Here is a 16,727-nt window from a genome sequence, read left to right as displayed (position 1 = left end):
CGCGGTCGGGGGCCTCGGCGCCCACGTCCTGACTTATGCCAGCGACAGCGGGCTGATCGACGCCGGGCTGAAACTGCGCACCTTGCGCCTGCCCGACATTTTCCAGGACCACGACAAGCCCGAACTCCAATACGCCGAGGCAAAACTCGACGCTGACGCGATCATTGACGCCGTGCTAAAGGCGCTCCGCTGGAACGAAGAAGCCGTCGGAGAAGTGCGGGCGTGAGCCTTTTGTGAAGCGGCAAATGCGGCATTCAATCACGACAAGAAATCAACGATATTTCGGCGTTCCTGACTTTATTTGTCGCGATACACATCGCGTCGGTTGCCGACTGCAACGACGACGATCACTAGCCGTCCCTCCTCAATCTTCACGATGACGCGCCAGTCGCCGACACGGTAGCGCCAAAGCCCCAGGAACTTGCCAGTCAGGGCATGACCACGAATGCGCGGGTCTTCGAGCGCCGAGATGTCTTCGAGCATCGCGATGATGCGGTTGGCAACTTGCCGATCGAGCTTGCCCAATGCCTTCCGAGCGCGTGGCGCTACCTCAACTGTCCAGGCCAAGATCGCGCTTTACAACGTCGAGCGGGACATTCTGTGCCGAATCATAATCGCGCATCCCTTCCTCGGCCAGGGCCTGGTCTTCCAGGTCGTCGAGATAATCGGCGAGCGCGGCTTCGATGTGAAACACTTTTGTCTTGCCGGTTTCGGCGACTATCGCGGTCAAGCGTGCTTCAAGTTCGGGATCAAGATTGAGGGCGTCCATGCGAGGAACCTTTCGCACCAAACATAAAGTCATTGGCGCAGACTGACAACGGGGGTTTTCGCGGCTAGGCTGGACAGGTGTCCAAAATCCGCATCGATCAACTCCTCGTCGACCGTGGCCTGGCCGAGAGCCGGACGCGGGCGCAGGCGTTGGTGATGGCGGGGCTGGTCTTTGCCGGCGACCGCAAGATCGAAAAGTCCGGGCAGACCGTGCCCGATGACGCCACCATTGAGGTCAAGGGGCGCGACCATCCTTGGGTATCGCGCGGCGGGGTGAAGTTGGCGCATGGGCTCGATCATTTTGACTGGGATGTGACTGGCGCGGTTGCGATCGATGTCGGGTCGTCAACCGGCGGCTTTACTGATGTGCTGCTCAGCCGGGGCGCTCGGCGTGTCTATGCGGTCGACAGCGGGACCAACCAGCTCGCATGGAAGCTTCGCCAGGACGACCGCGTCATCGTCCATGAACAGACCAGCGCGCGCATCCTGACGGCGGTGCATATCCCCGAGCCGGTTGATCTGATCGTCTGCGATGCCAGCTTCATTGCGCTCGCCAAGGTGCTGGCGGTGCCGCTGACCTTTGCCAGGGCCGATGCGCGTGCCCTGGTGCTGGTCAAGCCGCAGTTCGAGGCAGGGCGCGAAGAGGTGGGCAAGGGGGGCGTCGTGCGCGATCCCGCCATTCACCTGCGCGTGTGCGATGCGGCAGCAGGCTGGTTCACAGATCAGGGCTGGCGGGTCGATGGCATCAGCCAAAGCCCGATTACCGGGCCAGAAGGGAATGTTGAATTCCTGCTTGCCGCGCATCGGATCACCGACGAAGTGTCAATTTAACCTATTAAGGTACCTATCGGTGCTTGCCGATCCGCTGATTTGGCGGCACGAAAGATGTCCGAATATGTCTCGTGCTGGATTTTGGCCAGTTGCCCGGACATATAGTCGTGAAGGAATGGGTGTGAGAGAAATTGCATCGAAGCAGCAGCTTCGACTGGCGTTTATGCGGTGGGCGGTCGTGACGGTGCCGTTCATCCTGTTATTGGGCTTTACGTCGGCGCGGAGTGTGCCGACCGGATCGGCCAATCGTTGGTATGCAGCCCTGGTCAAGCCAGCTGAAACCCCACCCGATTGGGCATTCCCGGTCGCCTGGATCGTCATTTACGTGCTGATCGGGCTGGCGCTGGCGATGGTTATCCACGCACGCGGATCGACGATGCGGGGGGCAGCAGTGGCCTTGTTTGCCGCACAGATGGCCACCAACCTGGTCTGGACGCCGCTATTTTTTGGTGCCCACCAGATTTTCTGGTCGCTGATCACGCTTGGCGCAATGTTCGCGCTGACCTTTGCAACGATGATTGCCTTTGGCCGGATCAGGACGGGGGCGGGGCTGCTGATGGTGCCGTATCTGGGCTGGATCGTCTTTGCAGGTTATCTCACTTATATGATCGGTGAGCTTAATCCTGGCGCGGAAACCCTTGTGCCATCGTCGACGAGTACCCAAATCATTCGCTGACCGAATCGGGGAATTCACGATGCAATCCGAAAATCGCCTGTTTGATGACTTCGCCAAATTTGTGAACGGGGCCGCTGGCACGCTCGCCGGTGTTGGCCGTGAGGCTGAACAGAGCGCCCGCGCCCGCGCCAAGGAATGGATTGGCGGGCTTGAATTCGTTTCGCGCGATGAATTTGAGGCGGTCAAGGCGATGGCAGCGGCGGCCCGCGACGAAGCCGAAGCGCTGCGCGCCCGGCTCGACGCGCTCGAAGCCGCTGCAAAGCCAGCCGCGTCGGCCCCTGCCAAGACCAAGAAGTCGTCGGGCGCCGCCTGATTGGCGACGCCAATATTGTCCACAGATTTCTGTTACCCGGCGGGCGCCCAGCCTTGCCGATCGCCGGGCATATTGGCACGCACCATCAGGCGACAGGTGCGTTGGCAAGGATTGATTAAGTGACGCTTCACGAAGCCGATGACGAGCGCGAGGATGCAGCGCCGATCGATATGCTGGAAAGCTATTTTGCGGCCCATGGCTGGACGCATGAACGCCAGGATGACGAGGTGGTTGCCCATGTGAAGGGCAGCTGGACTGAATATGAGCTGCGCGCGCTATGGCGTGAGGAAGACAGCGTCCTGCAATTTCTGGCCTTCCCCGATATCCGCGTGACCGACGAACGGCGCAGCGCCGTTTATGAAGCGATGGGGCTGGTCAACGAACAGCTTTGGGTTGGCCATTTCGAGCTTTGGTCGTCGAGCGGCATCTTGCTGTATCGCCATGCCGCGCTGATCGATGCCGATGATGGCGGCACCTTGTCGCTGGCGGCGGCCGAATTGCTGATTGAATCGGCGATCGACGAATGTGAGCGCTTCTATCCCGTGTTCCAATTTGTGATGTGGGGCGGCAAGAGCCCCAAGGAAGCGCTCGCCGCTGCGCTCACTGAGACCCAGGGCGAGGCGTGACCCCAAAGCGGCTCTGGTTGATCGGCTGCGGCAATATGGGCGGGGCGATGCTTCGCCAATGGATCGCCAGTGGCGCTGTTGCCGCCGATCAGGTCGATGTCGTCAACCGAAGCGATCGCGATCTGCCAGCGGGGGTTCGCCAGGCCCGATCGCTGCCCGATGGGCCACTCCCCGATCTGGTGATGCTGGCGGTGAAGCCACAGCAGCTTGACGACATTGCGGCGCAGTGGGGCGCACGGCTGGATGGCGTGCCGATCTTGCTGTCAATTCTGGCAGGGGTTGAGGAGGCGGCACTGGCGCGCCGTTTCAGCGCTGGGGCGATTGTCCGCGCGATGCCCAATTTGCCCGTCGGCATCGGCAAGGGCGTGGTCGCCCTGCACACAGACAACGCCGATGAAGCCACCCGCGCGGGCGTTGCTGCGCTGATGGCACCGCTCGGGTTGGTCGAATGGGTCGATGCGGCCTTGTTCGATACGGTGACGGCGCTGGCCGGCAGCGGGCCAGGTTTTGTCTATCGCTTTATCGATGCCCTTGCTGCGGCCGGTGCTGCGCTGGGCCTGCCCGCTGATCAAGCCGCGCGGCTGGCGCTGGCGACGGTAGAAGGGGCAGGGCTGCTCGCGGCAGGTGCCGACGCCCCGCCCGCCACGCTCGCTGATCGAGTTGCCAGCCCCGGTGGTTCAACCCGCGAAGGGCTCAATGTGCTCGATAAGGATAAGGCGCTGTTCCGCCTGATCAGTGAGACGCTGGCGGCATCGACGAGGCGCAATGCCGAGATGGCGGCGGCGGCGCGTTAATCCCTGAGCGCCGCGACCCGCGCCTTGTCCTCGTCTGGGATCAGCCCTTCAAGCACTGCCCAGAAGCCGCCAACCGAATGCTGCCCGGCGCTGGTATAGGCGGTAGACAGTTTTGCACGCAGCCGATCGAACAACTCGGCCTCCAGCGCTTGGCCAGTGGGCGTCAGCCGCAACAAGCGTTGGCGGCGATCACGATCGCCGGGGCGTACCTCGACCAACTGGCGTTCGGCGAGTTCGGACAGTACGCGACCAAGCGATTGTTTGGTGATCGCGAGTAAGCCAAGCAACTGGCTCACCGTTAGATCGGGCTGGCGCGCGACGAAATACAGCACGCGGTGATGGGCACGGCCAAGCCCCTGCGTCGCCAGGCCCTGATCAGCAGCACGGGTAAGGTTGCTATAGCCGAAATAGAGCAGTTCAATGCCGCGCCGCACTTCTGATTCGCGCAGAAAGAGCGGCGATGCGGAGGGCGGTGGGGCAGCCATGTTGACCAACTTTGCCGCCTTCCATAGAGGGGTCAAGCCCTGAAAATTTAGGCGGTGAGGATGATGCTCGACCAGACGACCAGCGACATGCCGGGCCAGCTGCGCTTCGTCGAGTTGCCGCACCCGTCGCCGACGCCCCCCGCCGAGCGCGCGGCGCGGCTGGAAAATCCCGGTTTCGGGCGCGTCTTCACTGATCATATGGCGACGATCCGCTATAGCGAGGCCCAGGGGTGGTATGACGCGCAGATTTGCCCACGCGCGCCCTTTCAAATGGATCCCGCCGCCGGCGTGCTGCATTATGCGCAGGAAATCTTCGAAGGGATGAAGGCGTATCGCCTGCCCGATGGCGGCACGGCGCTGTTCCGCCCCCGGGCGAATGCCCGGCGCTTTCGTGCTTCTGCTGAACGCATGGCGATGGTGCCGCTGCCCGAGGAGTTGTTCCTCGAATCGGTCAGGCGGCTGGTGAAGGTCGAGCGCGACTGGATTCCGCCGATTGAGGGTGGATCGCTCTATCTGCGCCCATTCATGATCGCGACCGAGGTGTTTCTGGGCGTCAAACCCTCGGCTGAATATATCTATGCCGTGATCGCCTCGTCAGTCGGCGCCTATTTCAAGGGTGAGGCTCCGGCGGTGTCGTTATGGGTGTCGCAGGAATTTACGCGCTCGGCCCCCGGCGGCACCGGGGCGGCGAAATGCGGTGGCAATTATGCGGCCAGCCTGGTGGCGCAGACCGAGGCGACCCGGCGAGGCCATGATCAAGTGCTGTTCCTCGATGCGGTCGAACGCCGCTGGATTGAGGAACTGGGCGGCATGAACATCTTTTTCGTGTTCGATGACGGATCGATCAGGACGCCGCCTTTGGGGGGCACGATCCTGGCGGGCATCACGCGCGATTCGATCATCCAGCTGGCGCGCGATCGTGGCCTGACGGTGGCAGAGACGCCCTATGCGATCGATCAGTGCCAGGCCGATGCAGCGAGCGGAAGGCTGGTCGAGGCCTTTGCCTGCGGCACCGCCGCTGTGGTGACGCCAATCGGCCGGATGACGCTGGGTGAAAATGAATTTGTGATCGGTAGCGGTGGCCCGGGTCAGCTGACCCAGAGTATCAGCCAAACATTGACGGCAATTCAGCGCGGCACCGCGCCCGATCCCTATGGCTGGGTAGACCGCATCGATTGAAAATGACGATTTGGGGTAAAGAGCGTCGCTTGCCCCTTTTCACCCGCACCATCTGCCCCTAAAGCCTCCCGCTCTGCTGGGGCGTCGCCAAGTGGTAAGGCAGCGGCTTTTGATGCCGCCATTCGCAGGTTCGAACCCTGCCGCCCCAGCCAGCGGTCTTGGCAAGCGTTCTTGGCCAGAGATCCCGGCACCGCTCTGGGGACAGCATTTTATCATTAGCTTCCTGTAGCCTGCGGCTTTGGCTTGGGGCGTTTGATCAGGTTTCGCGCTGTGCCGCTTGACTCGGCATTGGCATGCGCCGAATTAGAACATAACAGGAACAATTATGCATGATTCGCCCGAGACGATCAGGATGCTGCGCGCCCGTATAGCGGACGTAGAACGCGCGCGCGCGCGCGATGCGCCGGTGGTGGTGCCGATGGGGCATGACGCTGTCGATGCGGCGATTGGCGGCGGGATCATGCGCGCGCGGCTGCATGAGATTTTTGCTGAAACGATCGATGATGGCGGCAGCGCGGCTGGTTTTGCGGCGATGCTTGGCATGCAGCTGGCGCGACCTGGCGCGACGATCTTCTGGCTGCGCGAAAGGGCGGCGGAGGCGCGGGGGGGGTGCCTGCATGCGCCGGGACTTGCCGAACTGGGCATTGATCCGGGGCGGGTGATTTTGGGGGTGATGGATGATGCGTTGGGGCTGCTCCGGGTGGCGGCGGAGGTGGTGCGTTGCCCCGATATCGATGTTGCGGTGATCGAATTGTGGAAGAACCCGCGCGTACTCGATCTTACCGCGAGCCGACGGCTGGCGGTGGCGGCCGAAGCATCGGGCGTCACGGTGCTGATGCTGCGCGCCGATGCCGAACCGGGGCCAAGCGCGGCACAAACACGCTGGTCGGTTGCCTCTGCCGCGGCGGTGCCGCTGGAGGCAGAGGCTCCTGGATACCCGACATTGTCGGTGCGCCTTTTGCGCCAGCGTGGCGGCAGTGCCGATCGACAGTGGGAAATGGAGTGGGATCGTGACCAAGGCATCTTCCGGGAAGCGGCGCTTTCTCGCGCTGTGGTTCCCCTATCTGGCGGCGGATCGCTGGCGACGGATGGGCAATCTCGCACCGGCTGACGGCGTTGTCTTCACCCAGAAACAGCGCGGCGCGATGCGGATTGTCGCAGCGGATGAGGCAGCGCGCGCGCATCTGGGCCTCGCGCTTGCCGATGCGCGGGCGCGGGTGCCCGATCTGCTCGCGGTCGATGATGATCCGGTTGCCGATCAGCTTTTGCTCGATCGGCTGGCCGATAGTTGTGATCGCTTCACGCCGATGGTTGCGCTCGATGAGGCGGCGCTGACGCTCGATATCACCGGCTGCCCGCATAAGGATGGCGAGGCCGGTCTGGTGGAGGATGTCGAGCATTGGGCGGGGCGGGCCGGGATGCAGTTGCGCTATGCGCTGGCGAGCACGCCTGAGGCGGCGCAGGCGCTGGCGCGCTACCAGTCGGTGCCAGCCACCGATGAAAAGGCCGCCATATTGCGCCTGCCCATCGCCGCACTGCGCGCTGATGACGAGACCGAATTAGCGCTGCGGCGGGCAGGGCTGAAGATGATCGGTGATCTCGCGGGCCGTCCGAGCGCACCGCTTGCGGCGCGGTTCGGCGCGGAGACGACCGATATGCTGGCACGGCTGCTCGGCAAATCGGACAGCCGCATCTCGCCCCGCCGCGCCGAACCGGCGCTGTTGTTCGAACGCCGCTTTGCCGAGCCGATCGCGCAGACCGATTATGCGCTGGCGGTGCTGGGTGAGCTGGCGGGGGAAGCGGCGGCGGCGATGCTCGAACAGCACAAGGGCGGCAGGCGTTTCGCTGTGCGGCTGTATCGCAGTGATGGGATGGTACGCGATCTGGGCATTGAGGTGAGCCTGCCGCTGCGCGATCCCAAGGTGGTGATGCGGCTGTTTGCTGAGCGGATCGAGTCCTTGAACGACCCGATCGATCCCGGTTTCGGCTTCGATCTGATCCGGCTGGCGGTGCCGGTACTGGAGCCGCTCGCGCCGACGCAGTTGCAGCTTGAGGGCGGGGCGGTGGCGTCTGGCGAGCTGACCGCGCTGATCGACCGGCTGAGCACGCGGGTGGGGCGTGGGCATTTTCGACGGCTGCGGGCGAAGGACACACATATCCCCGAGCAGGCGACGCTCGCACTGCCCGCGATCGATGCGCCCGAACCGGCGCCCTGGTCTGAACCCGAAGCGGGGGAGCCACCCTTGCGCCCGATTCACCTGTTTGATCCGCCGCAAGTGATCGAGGTGATTGCCGAAGTCCCCGACGGCCCGCCGCACCGCTTCCGCTGGCGGCGCACGCTGCACGAAGTGACGCGCTTCGAGGGGCCAGAACGGATCGCAGCGGAATGGTGGAAGCGGGCGGGTGGTCCTTCAGGATTGGGGGGAGGGCTGACGCGTGATTATTATAGGGTCGAGGATGCGCGCGGGCGGCGCTTCTGGATTTTCCGGCATGGGCTGTACGGGACCGAGAAGGTCAACCCGGGCTGGTACATGCACGGGTTATTCGCGTGAGTGGGGTTGGTGGGGGGCGGGCCTTGGTGCCGATAAGGCACCTCACTGGCTTGAATGGAATTGGGTTCGCGCGGAGGCGCGGAGACGCGGAGGGGGTGCGCCTGGGGGCAGCCTTGCACTGCAAGTTTCGGGCGAAAGCTGTCCTGCCCGCTTCGCGGGCTTTTAATATCAGCTGCAGCAATCACCGCCCTCTGAAGCTAACAAAGGGCCATCGCCAAGCCGCGCACCCCCTCCGCGCCTCTGCGCCTCTGCGCGAACCCCCTTCTAAATCGTTATTTGTCGAAACCGTCATCGCCAGGGATCATGCCCGGCGGGACGCTCCGCAGAGCGAAGAGATTTTCGCGCGGAGGCGCGGAGACGCGGAGGGGGTGCGCCAGGGTGCAGCGTCGCTCTGCAAGTTTCGGGCGGAAGATTTTCTGCCCGCTTCGCGGGCTTTCAATTTCGGCTGCAGCAAGCACCGCCCCCTGATGATCACAAAGCGCCATCGCCAAGCCGCGTACCCCCTCCGCGCCTCCGCGCCTCCGCGCGAACCACCCTTCTTCTTCTAAAAAACCAATGTTCGCTGACCTCGTCACCGCCACCAACTATTCCTTCCTGCGCGGTGCATCGCACCCGGAGGAGATGGTCGCCGAAGCCATCGCGCTCGGCCAATCGGGCATCGGCATTGCCGATCGCAACACCGTCGCCGGGGTCGTCCGCGCGCATGTTGCGGTGAGGGAGGCGATGGAAAAAACCCCCGATATCGCCTTCAAACTCGTCGTCGGCGCCAGGCTCGTCTTTGCCGATGGCACCCCCGATATCGTCGCCTACCCCGCAACCCGGCATGGCTGGGGGCGGTTGTGCCGATTGCTGACGCTGGGCAATCGGCGCGCGGTGAAGGGCGGGTGCCTGCTCGCCTTGAGCGACCTGATCGCGCATGCCGACGACCTGCTGCTGATCATCCTGCCCGAGACGAGTTTTGTCGCCGAGGAGAATGTGCCGGTTGACGCACTGGACCCCCGCCTGCGCCAGGGAAGCGGGGGTGTGGATCGCCTGCGCTGGCTGTTGAAGGCCGCGCCTGACCGCGTCTGGCTCGCCGCGCGGATGCCCTATGGCGGTCGTGATCGGCGGATGCTGACGCGGCGGGCGGCGCTGGCCGCCAAGCTCGGCGTGCCGATGATCGCGACCAATGATGCGCTCTACGCCAGCCCGGCGGCGCGGCCGCTGCATGATGTGCTGAGCTGCATCCTCAATAAAACGACGATCGCCGCCGCCGGCAAATTGCTCGAGGCCAATGCCGAGCGCCACCTGAAAAGCCCCGACGACATGGCCCGGCTGTTCCGCGATTACCCGCAGGCGATCGCCGAGAGCGCCAATCTCATCAGCCAAATCCACTTTTCGCTTGACCAGCTCCGCTATGAATATCCGCACGAGCCCGTCCCCGATGGCTGGACTGCGCAAGCCTGGCTCCAGCACATCGTTCTGATCGCCGCGCAAGCCCGCTACCCCGGCGCGCTGCCCGGGAAGCTCTGCCGGCTGCTCTATGAAGAGTTCGATCTGATCCACGAGCGCAACTACGCCTATTATTTCCTGACCGTGTACGAGATGGTCAAGTTCGCCCGCTCAGTCGACCCGCCGATCCTGTGCCAGGGGCGCGGCTCGGCGGCCAATTCAGTGGTGTGTTTCCTGCTCGGCATCACCTCGGTTGATCCGATGAAATATGACCTGCTCTTCTCGCGCTTCGTGTCGTCCGAGCGTGACGAGCCGCCCGATATCGATGTCGATTTCGAGCATGAACGCCGCGAGGAGGTGATGCAGCATATCTATGCGCGTTACGGTCGCGACCATGCCGGGATCGCCGCGACCGTCATCCATTACCGCCCGCGCAGCGCGGTGCGCGAGGTTGGCAAGGTGCTCGGCTTTACCGAGGATGTGACGACGCGGATCAGCAGCACCGTCTGGGGCAGCTATGCCAGCGCGATGGAGGAGAAGCGCTTCGCTGAAACCGGGTTCAGCCTCGACGATCCGGCGATGCTGCGGCTGAAAACGCTGGTCGATCAGTTGCTGCATTTCCCCCGCCATCTGTCGCAGCATGTCGGCGGGTTTGTGCTCACCCAGGGGCGGCTCGACGAACTGGTGCCGATCCACAATGCCGCGATGGCCGACCGTACCTTCATCGAATGGGATAAGGACGATATCGACGCGCTCGGGCTGATGAAGGTCGATGTGCTGGCGCTTGGCATGCTGACCTGCATCCAGAAAAGTTTCGAGATGCTGCGCGCGGAGGGGCTGGCCGATCACCAGCTCGACAGCATTCCGGCCGATGATCCGGCAGTGTATGACATGCTATGCAAGGGCGACAGCATTGGCGTGTTCCAGGTCGAAAGCCGTGCCCAGATCAACATGCTGCCGCGCCTTAAACCGCGCGAGCTCTATGATCTCGTCATCCAGGTCGCGATCGTCCGGCCGGGGCCTATCCAGGGCGATATGGTGCATCCTTACCTGCGCCGCAGGTCGGGGCGCGAGAAGGTGGAATATCCTTCGCCAAGCCCCGAACATGGCCCGGCCAATGAATTGCGTGACTTGCTCGGCAAGACCTTCGGCGTGCCGCTGTTCCAGGAACAGGCGATGAAGCTGGCCATCGTCGCGGCCAAATTCACCCCCGACGAGGCCAACCGGCTGCGCAAGTCGATGGCGACATTCCGTCATGCCGGCGGGATGGAGCTTTTCGAGGAGAAGATGGTCGGCGGCATGGTCGCGCGGGGCTATGAGGCCGATTTCGCGCGGCGTTGCTTTGAACAGATCAAGGGCTTTGGCAGCTATGGTTTTCCCGAAAGCCATGCGCTGGCGTTTGCGCGGCTGGTCTATGTGTCGTCATGGATCAAATGCCATCATCCGGCGGTATTCGCCTGTGCGTTGCTCAATTCGCAGCCGATGGGCTTTTACGCGCCCGCCCAGATCGTCCGCGATGCGCGCGAACATGGGGTGGCGGTGCGTGGGATCGACGTGGCGGCGAGCGGGTGGGATAATGGGTTGGAGGATACGGGCCAGTCGCTCCGCCTCGGCTACCGCCAGATCACCGGCTTCCGGCAGGAATGGGCCGAGGCTATCGTCCGCGCCCGCCCCGCGGCGCCCTTCACCTCGATCGAAGACCTCGCCCGCCGCGCGCACCTGCCGCAACGTGCATTGCGCTTGCTAGCCGATGCCGATGCGTTTCGCTCGATCGCACTCGACCGGCGCGAGGCGTTATGGGAGGTGCGGCGTACCCCGACCGGCGAGTTGCCGCTCTTCGCCGCTGCCCGCGCGCGTGAGCTGGGCGAGGAGCAGGACACCGCGCTGCCCATCATGTCGCCCGCCGAGCATGTCGTCGCCGATTATCAGATGACGCGGCTGTCGCTGAAGGCGCATCCGATGGCGTTTCTGCGCGAGGAATTGCGCGCCGAGGGGATATTGAGCTGTGCCGAGACAAGTGCCGCGAAGAACGATACCCGCGTCCGTACCGCCGGGATCGTGCTGGTTCGCCAGCGGCCGGGCAAGGGCAATGCGATTTTCATCACGATCGAGGACGAAACCGGCGTCACCAATGTCGTGCTCTGGGCGCGGCAGTTCGAGATTTTCAGGCGGCACGTGATGGCGTCGCGGCTGATGCTGGTCGAGGGGCAATTGCAGCGTAGCGTTGAGGGCGTGGTGCATTTGATGGCGAGCCGGATCATCGACCGGACTACGATGCTCGATACGCTATCAGAACGTGGCGAGACGCCAGTTGAACGTTCACGCGCCGACGAGTTCGACAACCCCCAGCATCCGCGTGGCAAGATCCCGCACAATGCGCAGCCGCGCGGCAGTCACCCGCGCAACGTGCGGATCATTCCGAAGTCGCGGGACTTTCATTGATCGCGGGCACTGGCCCTTTTGGTCCCATATCGGTCAACGCATCGCCGCCTAGCACCCGATACAGCGTCACCCGGTTCGCCGCCGCCACCAATTGCGTCTGCGCGAGCGAGCGTTGTGCCTGATAGGCCGAACGCTGCGCATCAAGATTGGCGAGGAAGCTGTCGATCCCACCGCGATAGCGCGCATCGGTCAGCCGCAACGAGACCGCCGTTGCTTGGGCGAGCCGCTGCTGCGCGCCCAATTGATCGTCGATCGTCCCGCGCCGCGCCAGCGCATCGGCAACTTCGCGAAACGCAATCTGGATCGATCGTTCATAAACCGCTACGGCCACATCAAGTTGCGCGCGCGCTTGCGCCAGCGCCGCCTTGTTGCGCCCGCCCGCGAACAACGGATAGCTGACCCCGGGCGTGGCCGAATAGTTGAAAGCGCGCGTCGTGAAGAGCTGCGACAGGCCGTTGGAGCCGAGCCCGGCCAGCAACGTCAACGACAGCCGCGGAAACAGTGCCGCGCGCGCCGCGCCGACTTCGGCATTGGCGGCGCGCAGCTGATATTCTGCCTGAACGACATCGGGCCGGCGCAACAATATTGTCGATTCCAGCGTGGCCGGGGCGTCGCCAATACCGTTAGCGGCCTCAGCAATCGATCCGGGGAGCAGCGCGGTATCGATTGGCGCGCCGACCAGCAATTGCAGCGCGTTGATATCCTGCGCCAGCGCCGTCAGTTGCTGGGCCTGGTCCGACTGCGCGGTTGCCAGCACGGTCTCGGCTTGGGCCAGATCAGTGCGTGGTGCGATGCCGCCATCCAACCGCGCCTTGATCAGCTTGACGCTGGCACCGGCATTATCGACGGTTTGCTGGGCAACGCTCAGCAGGCTTTTATCGGTGGCATATTGCAGCCAGGCAGTCGCGATATCGCCGATCAGCGCCAGCCGGGTCGCTCGCGCGCCGACATCGCTGGCAAAATAACGCGCCTGATCCGCCTCGCTCAACGCTGCTAGTCGCCCGAAAATGTCGATCTCGAACTGGGTCAGGCCTAAATTCAGCGCATAATTGGTGCGCTGACCGCCCGTGACTGGTGAGCCGCCGATATTCGTCCGACCGGTACCGGCATCGACGATATTGACGCTATTGTTGCTGTTGATCAGCGGCAGCTGCTCGGCGCGCTGGGCGCGATATTGGGCGCGCGCGATCTCGATATTGGCGGCTGCAATGCGCAAATCGCGGTTATTGGTGAGCGCCTGATCGATCACGGCTTGCAGCCGGGGATCGCGGAAAACGTCGCGATAGGGCAGTGATGGCAGCGCCGCATCGGCACTATTGGGGCTGGGCTCGCCATAGGCCGCGCCAGTTGGCAGCGCGGTCGGCACGGGTAGGGCAGGGCGCTGATAGGTGGGCACCATTGAACAGGCCCCGAGCGGCAACAGCAGCGTGATCGATAGCCGGCGATCTATCATATCCCTGCCTCGCTCGGCGGTGCCTTGGGTTCGTGATGCAAGCGCTTCAGCGTGTCGCGGGTGGTGCGGCGGACGAGCACGAAGAACAGCGGAATGTAGAAGATCGCCAGCACCGTCGCGGTCAGCATCCCGCCGATCACCGATGTGCCGATCGCGATACGGCTATTCGCGCCCGCGCCCGTTGAAATCGCCAGCGGCAATACGCCGAAGATGAAGGCCAGGCTGGTCATCAGGATCGGGCGCAGCCGCAGCCGTGCGGCCTCAATCGCGGCGACGATCACCCGCTTGCCCTTTTTTTCGGCTTGTTCGGCAAATTCGATCATCAAAATCGCGTTTTTGGCGGCGAGGCCCATCGTCGTCAGCAGCCCGATTTGCAAATAAACGTCATTCTGCAGCCCGCGCAGTGTGACGAAGAATACTGCGCCAACCAGCCCGAGCGGAATGATCAGCAGCACCGCGACCGGGATCGTCCAGCTTTCATACAGCGCGGCGAGGCACAGAAAAACGACAAGAAGGGACAGGCCATAGAGCAACGGGGCTTGTCCCGACGTCAGCCGTTCCTGGTAAGAAAGCCCGCTCCACGCGACAGTTGTGCCGGGATATTTGGCGGCAAGCTTGGCTATCCGGTCCATCGCTTCGCCCGAACTTCTGCCCGGTGCAGCCTGGCCGGAAAATTCATAGGATGACACCCCCATGAAACGCGCCAGCGAGGGCGGGGCCGCCGACCAGCTTGTCCGGGCAAAGGACGAAAAGGGCGTCATTGATCCGTCGGCGGCACGGACACGCCATTGCGACAGATCCTCCGGGCGCGACCGATAGGGGGCGTCGCCCTGGACATAGACGCGCTTCACCCGGCCACGATCGGTAAAGTCATTGACGTACCGCCCGCCCCAGGCGGTAGCGAGCGTATTGTTGACGTCAGTCTGGCTGAGCCCGAGCACTTGCAGTTTCTGCTGATCAAGGTCGACATCAAGCGTCGGCTGGTCGTCCAAATCGGTCAAGCGAAGCTGGGCAAGCACGGGGTCGGCATCGGCTTCGGCGAACAATTTGTCGCGCGCTTCCTTGAACGCCTCCCGTGACAGGTTGCCACTGTTGAGCAGTTCGAGCGTGAAACCGCTCGACTGGCCTAGCCCGCGAATGGCGCCCGGTACCAGCACATTGACGCGCGCATCGCGGAAGCCGGCAAACGCCTTGGCGGCACGTGCAGTGATGGCATCTGCGGTATTGGCCTTGCCCGTTCGTTCGTCCCAATCCTTGAACGCAATAAAGCCGCGCCCTTCATTCTGGCCGGCCGCCCCGCCTCCACCGCCGCCGCTGACGGTCAGCATCGCCTTTAGATTGGCGGCTTCGTCGTTGAGGAAATAGCGCTCAATCGCCTTTTGAACCGCGACGGTGCGCGGCTGGGTAGCTCCTGGCGGCAAGGTGAATTGCACCCGCGCGCCGCCTTGATCCTCATTAGGCAGGAAGCCGGTTGGCAACCGCACGAACATCAGGATCAGCAGCGCAGCGACCCCGGCATAGATTAACAGGAAGAGGAATTTCCGATCGACGACTTTTTCGACACTACCGGCATAGCGATCGACCATCCGTTCGAAGCCCGTATTGAACCAAAGGCGTGCCCCCGCAGTGCGCTGGGCGAACCAGCCATCCTGCTTCTCATCAGCGCGGCGGCGCAGCAGCGTGGCGGTGAGCGCCGGGGTCAGCACCAAGGCGACGACGACGGAGAGCACCATTGCTGAAATGATCGTGATCGAAAACTGGCGATAGATAACGCCAGTTGATCCGCCGAAAAACGCCATCGGCAGAAACACCGCCGACAGCACGAGCGCGATAGCAATCAGGGCGATCGTGATCTCATCCATCGACTTGATCGTCGCCTCACGCGGGCTCATTTCCGGATATTCGTCCATCAGCCGCTCGACATTTTCGACCACGACAATGGCATCATCGACCAGCAGACCGATCGCCAGCACCAGCCCGAACAGCGTCAGCGTGTTGATGGAAAAGCCGACAAGGTAAAAAATCCCGAAGGTACCGAGCAGCACCACGGGCACAGCGATCGTCGGGATCAGCGTTGCGCGCCAGTTCTGCAGGAAGACGAACATGACAATGACGACCAGGATGATCGCCTCGATCAGCGTCCAGACCACTTCTTCGACCGACACTTTGATGAACAACGTGCTGTCCGACGGGTAGGCGACGGCATAGCCGGGCGGCAGTGCGCGGGTCAGCTCTGCCACCTTTGCCTTGACGAGCTCGGCGGTTTTCAGCGCATCAGACCCTGGGGCAAGCGAAACGGCAAAGCCCGCGCCGGGATGGCCATTGATGCGGCTGCGTGTCGTATAATTCTCCGCGCCCAATTCCACCCTGGCAACATCGGATAGCTTCACAACCGATCCATTGCGCGCGGATTTAACGATGATGTTGGCGAATTGGGCAGGTGTACTCAGCCGCGACTGCGCTTTGACAGTGGCGCTGAGCATTTGCGTATCCGGCATCGGCTGCCCGCCGATTTCACCGGCGGCAACTTCGGTATTCTGCGCCTGGATCGCGGCGATGATGTCGCCGGGCTGGAGCGCATAAGCGGTCAGCCGTTCGGGGTTCAGCCAGATCCGCATGGCATATTGCGCGCCGAACACATTGGTGTCGCCAACGCCGGGCAGCCGCGCGATGGGATCTTGTAAGGTCGAGACGAGATAATCGGAAACATCCTGATTGGTCGCCTGATCGGTTGTGTCATAGATCGCAAAGATCATCAGGAAATCGGGATTGGATTTGGTGACACTCAGCCCCTGTTGCTGAACCTGCTGGGGCAGGCGCGAGATCGCCTGCTGCACCTTGTTCTGCACCTGCACCTGGGCAATGTCTGGGTCGATGCCCTTTTCGAAGGTGACCGAAATGCTCACCTGCCCCCGCGAACTGGACGTCGAGCTGAAATAGAGCAGCCCGTCGATCCCGGTCAGCTGTTGCTCAATGATCTGCGTTACGCTGTTTTCCAGCGTTTCCGCTGAAGCGCCGGGATAGCTCGCCCGGATGTTGACCTGGGGCGGCGCCACATCGGGATATTGCTCGATCGGCAGTGTCAGGATCGCACCGACACCCGCCAGCATGATGATGATCGCAATCACCCAGGCAAAGATCGGCCGATCGATGAAGATGCGGGAAATCATGCCCGAT

The 16,727-nt window shown here is 63.0% G+C and carries 14 protein-coding genes, 1 tRNA gene and 1 pseudogene; 11 read left to right on the top strand and 5 right to left on the bottom strand.

Features of this window, described 5'->3' with window-relative positions; translation table 11 throughout:
- Positions 1 to 226: pseudogene (locus B7Y43_RS17345) on the top strand (1-deoxy-D-xylulose-5-phosphate synthase); the annotation flags it as partial.
- Between the two features lie 71 nt (positions 227 to 297).
- On the opposite strand, the gene B7Y43_RS17340 reads toward B7Y43_RS17345, so the two are convergent.
- Positions 298 to 567, bottom strand: coding sequence for a type II toxin-antitoxin system RelE/ParE family toxin (locus B7Y43_RS17340; protein WP_374132928.1), 270 nt, complete (start codon positions 565 to 567; stop codon positions 298 to 300).
- Entirely contained in the window at positions 551 to 769 is a 219-nt protein-coding gene (locus tag B7Y43_RS17335) for a hypothetical protein (protein ID WP_374132927.1), read from the bottom strand. Before B7Y43_RS17335 ends, B7Y43_RS17340 begins: the two co-directional genes overlap by 17 nt.
- A 77-nt stretch (positions 770 to 846) precedes the next feature.
- Here B7Y43_RS17335 and B7Y43_RS17330 point away from each other — a divergent pair, with 77 nt between their 5' ends.
- The 5 genes from B7Y43_RS17330 to proC all read left to right on the top strand — a co-directional run bounded on the left by B7Y43_RS17330 (position 847) and on the right by proC (position 4,008).
- Entirely contained in the window at positions 847 to 1,599 is a 753-nt protein-coding gene (locus B7Y43_RS17330) for a TlyA family RNA methyltransferase (RefSeq protein ID WP_374132926.1), read from the top strand.
- A gap of 115 nt (positions 1,600 to 1,714) precedes the next feature.
- Complete coding sequence (locus B7Y43_RS17325) at positions 1,715 to 2,275, top strand: TspO/MBR family protein (RefSeq protein ID WP_374132925.1); 561 nt, start codon at positions 1,715 to 1,717, stop codon at positions 2,273 to 2,275.
- A 19-nt stretch (positions 2,276 to 2,294) separates the two neighbouring features.
- Entirely contained in the window at positions 2,295 to 2,588 is a 294-nt protein-coding gene (locus tag B7Y43_RS17320; protein WP_374132924.1) for an accessory factor UbiK family protein, read from the top strand.
- Positions 2,589 to 2,758: 170 nt separating this feature from the next.
- Positions 2,759 to 3,214: a YbjN domain-containing protein gene (locus B7Y43_RS17315; RefSeq protein WP_374132935.1), complete on the top strand. Its 456-nt coding sequence runs from the start codon at positions 2,759 to 2,761 to the stop codon at positions 3,212 to 3,214.
- Positions 3,211 to 4,008: a pyrroline-5-carboxylate reductase gene (proC, locus tag B7Y43_RS17310; protein ID WP_374132923.1), complete on the top strand. Its 798-nt coding sequence runs from the start codon at positions 3,211 to 3,213 to the stop codon at positions 4,006 to 4,008. The genes B7Y43_RS17315 and proC overlap by 4 nt, the downstream gene beginning before the upstream one ends.
- On the opposite strand, the gene B7Y43_RS17305 is transcribed toward proC, so the two are convergent.
- On the bottom strand, positions 4,005 to 4,493 hold the full coding sequence (locus B7Y43_RS17305) for a MarR family winged helix-turn-helix transcriptional regulator (RefSeq protein ID WP_374132922.1): 489 nt from the start codon (positions 4,491 to 4,493) through the stop codon (positions 4,005 to 4,007). The genes proC and B7Y43_RS17305 overlap by 4 nt on opposite strands.
- A 60-nt stretch (positions 4,494 to 4,553) precedes the next feature.
- Between B7Y43_RS17305 and B7Y43_RS17300 the strand changes: the two genes are divergently transcribed.
- The 5 genes from B7Y43_RS17300 to B7Y43_RS17280 all read left to right on the top strand — a co-directional run bounded on the left by B7Y43_RS17300 (position 4,554) and on the right by B7Y43_RS17280 (position 12,097).
- Positions 4,554 to 5,672 carry a branched-chain amino acid aminotransferase gene (locus B7Y43_RS17300; protein ID WP_374132921.1) on the top strand — a complete coding sequence of 373 codons (1,119 nt, stop codon included), beginning with the start codon at positions 4,554 to 4,556 and terminating at the stop codon, positions 5,670 to 5,672.
- Between the two features lie 77 nt (positions 5,673 to 5,749).
- Positions 5,750 to 5,824, top strand: a tRNA-Gln gene (locus tag B7Y43_RS17295).
- A gap of 173 nt (positions 5,825 to 5,997) precedes the next feature.
- Complete coding sequence (locus B7Y43_RS17290; RefSeq protein ID WP_374132920.1) at positions 5,998 to 6,783, top strand: ImuA family protein; 786 nt, start codon at positions 5,998 to 6,000, stop codon at positions 6,781 to 6,783.
- Entirely contained in the window at positions 6,761 to 8,224 is a 1,464-nt protein-coding gene (locus tag B7Y43_RS17285; protein WP_374132934.1) for a DNA polymerase Y family protein, read from the top strand. The genes B7Y43_RS17290 and B7Y43_RS17285 overlap by 23 nt, the downstream gene beginning before the upstream one ends.
- Positions 8,225 to 8,779: 555 nt before the next feature.
- Entirely contained in the window at positions 8,780 to 12,097 is a 3,318-nt protein-coding gene (locus B7Y43_RS17280) for an error-prone DNA polymerase (RefSeq protein WP_374132919.1), read from the top strand.
- Here the strand turns inward: B7Y43_RS17280 and B7Y43_RS17275 are convergent.
- Positions 12,069 to 13,550, bottom strand: a complete 1,482-nt coding sequence (locus B7Y43_RS17275; protein ID WP_374132918.1) for an efflux transporter outer membrane subunit — start codon at positions 13,548 to 13,550, stop codon at positions 12,069 to 12,071. The two genes, B7Y43_RS17280 and B7Y43_RS17275, sit on opposite strands and share 29 nt — an antisense overlap.
- Positions 13,547 to 16,720 carry an efflux RND transporter permease subunit gene (locus B7Y43_RS17270; protein ID WP_374132917.1) on the bottom strand — a complete coding sequence of 1,058 codons (3,174 nt, stop codon included), beginning with the start codon at positions 16,718 to 16,720 and terminating at the stop codon, positions 13,547 to 13,549. The genes B7Y43_RS17275 and B7Y43_RS17270 overlap by 4 nt, the downstream gene beginning before the upstream one ends.
- Between the last annotated feature and the right edge of the window lie 7 nt (positions 16,721 to 16,727).

It is taken from the genome of Sphingomonas sp. 28-62-20, from assembly GCF_002281505.1.
The sequence above is the reverse complement of the archived record's forward strand: the minus strand, read 5'-3'. Positions and strand labels throughout refer to the sequence as shown.

What these genes read in the sequence shown, in the direction of transcription:
- B7Y43_RS17320 (WP_374132924.1), top strand. Translation starts at nt 2,295, where the DNA reads ATGCAATCCGAAAATCGCCTGTTTGATGACTTCGCCAAATTTGTGAAC.
- B7Y43_RS17335 (WP_374132927.1), bottom strand. Translation starts at nt 769, where the DNA reads ATGGACGCCCTCAATCTTGATCCCGAACTTGAAGCACGCTTGACCGCG.
- B7Y43_RS17300 (WP_374132921.1), top strand. Translation starts at nt 4,554, where the DNA reads ATGATGCTCGACCAGACGACCAGCGACATGCCGGGCCAGCTGCGCTTC.
- B7Y43_RS17270 (WP_374132917.1), bottom strand. Translation starts at nt 16,720, where the DNA reads ATGATTTCCCGCATCTTCATCGATCGGCCGATCTTTGCCTGGGTGATT.
- B7Y43_RS17305 (WP_374132922.1), bottom strand. Translation starts at nt 4,493, where the DNA reads ATGGCTGCCCCACCGCCCTCCGCATCGCCGCTCTTTCTGCGCGAATCA.
- B7Y43_RS17325 (WP_374132925.1), top strand. Translation starts at nt 1,715, where the DNA reads ATGGGTGTGAGAGAAATTGCATCGAAGCAGCAGCTTCGACTGGCGTTT.
- B7Y43_RS17275 (WP_374132918.1), bottom strand. Translation starts at nt 13,550, where the DNA reads ATGATAGATCGCCGGCTATCGATCACGCTGCTGTTGCCGCTCGGGGCC.
- B7Y43_RS17315 (WP_374132935.1), top strand. Translation starts at nt 2,759, where the DNA reads ATGCTGGAAAGCTATTTTGCGGCCCATGGCTGGACGCATGAACGCCAG.
- B7Y43_RS17280 (WP_374132919.1), top strand. Translation starts at nt 8,780, where the DNA reads ATGTTCGCTGACCTCGTCACCGCCACCAACTATTCCTTCCTGCGCGGT.
- B7Y43_RS17285 (WP_374132934.1), top strand. Translation starts at nt 6,761, where the DNA reads ATGGGCAATCTCGCACCGGCTGACGGCGTTGTCTTCACCCAGAAACAG.
- B7Y43_RS17290 (WP_374132920.1), top strand. Translation starts at nt 5,998, where the DNA reads ATGCATGATTCGCCCGAGACGATCAGGATGCTGCGCGCCCGTATAGCG.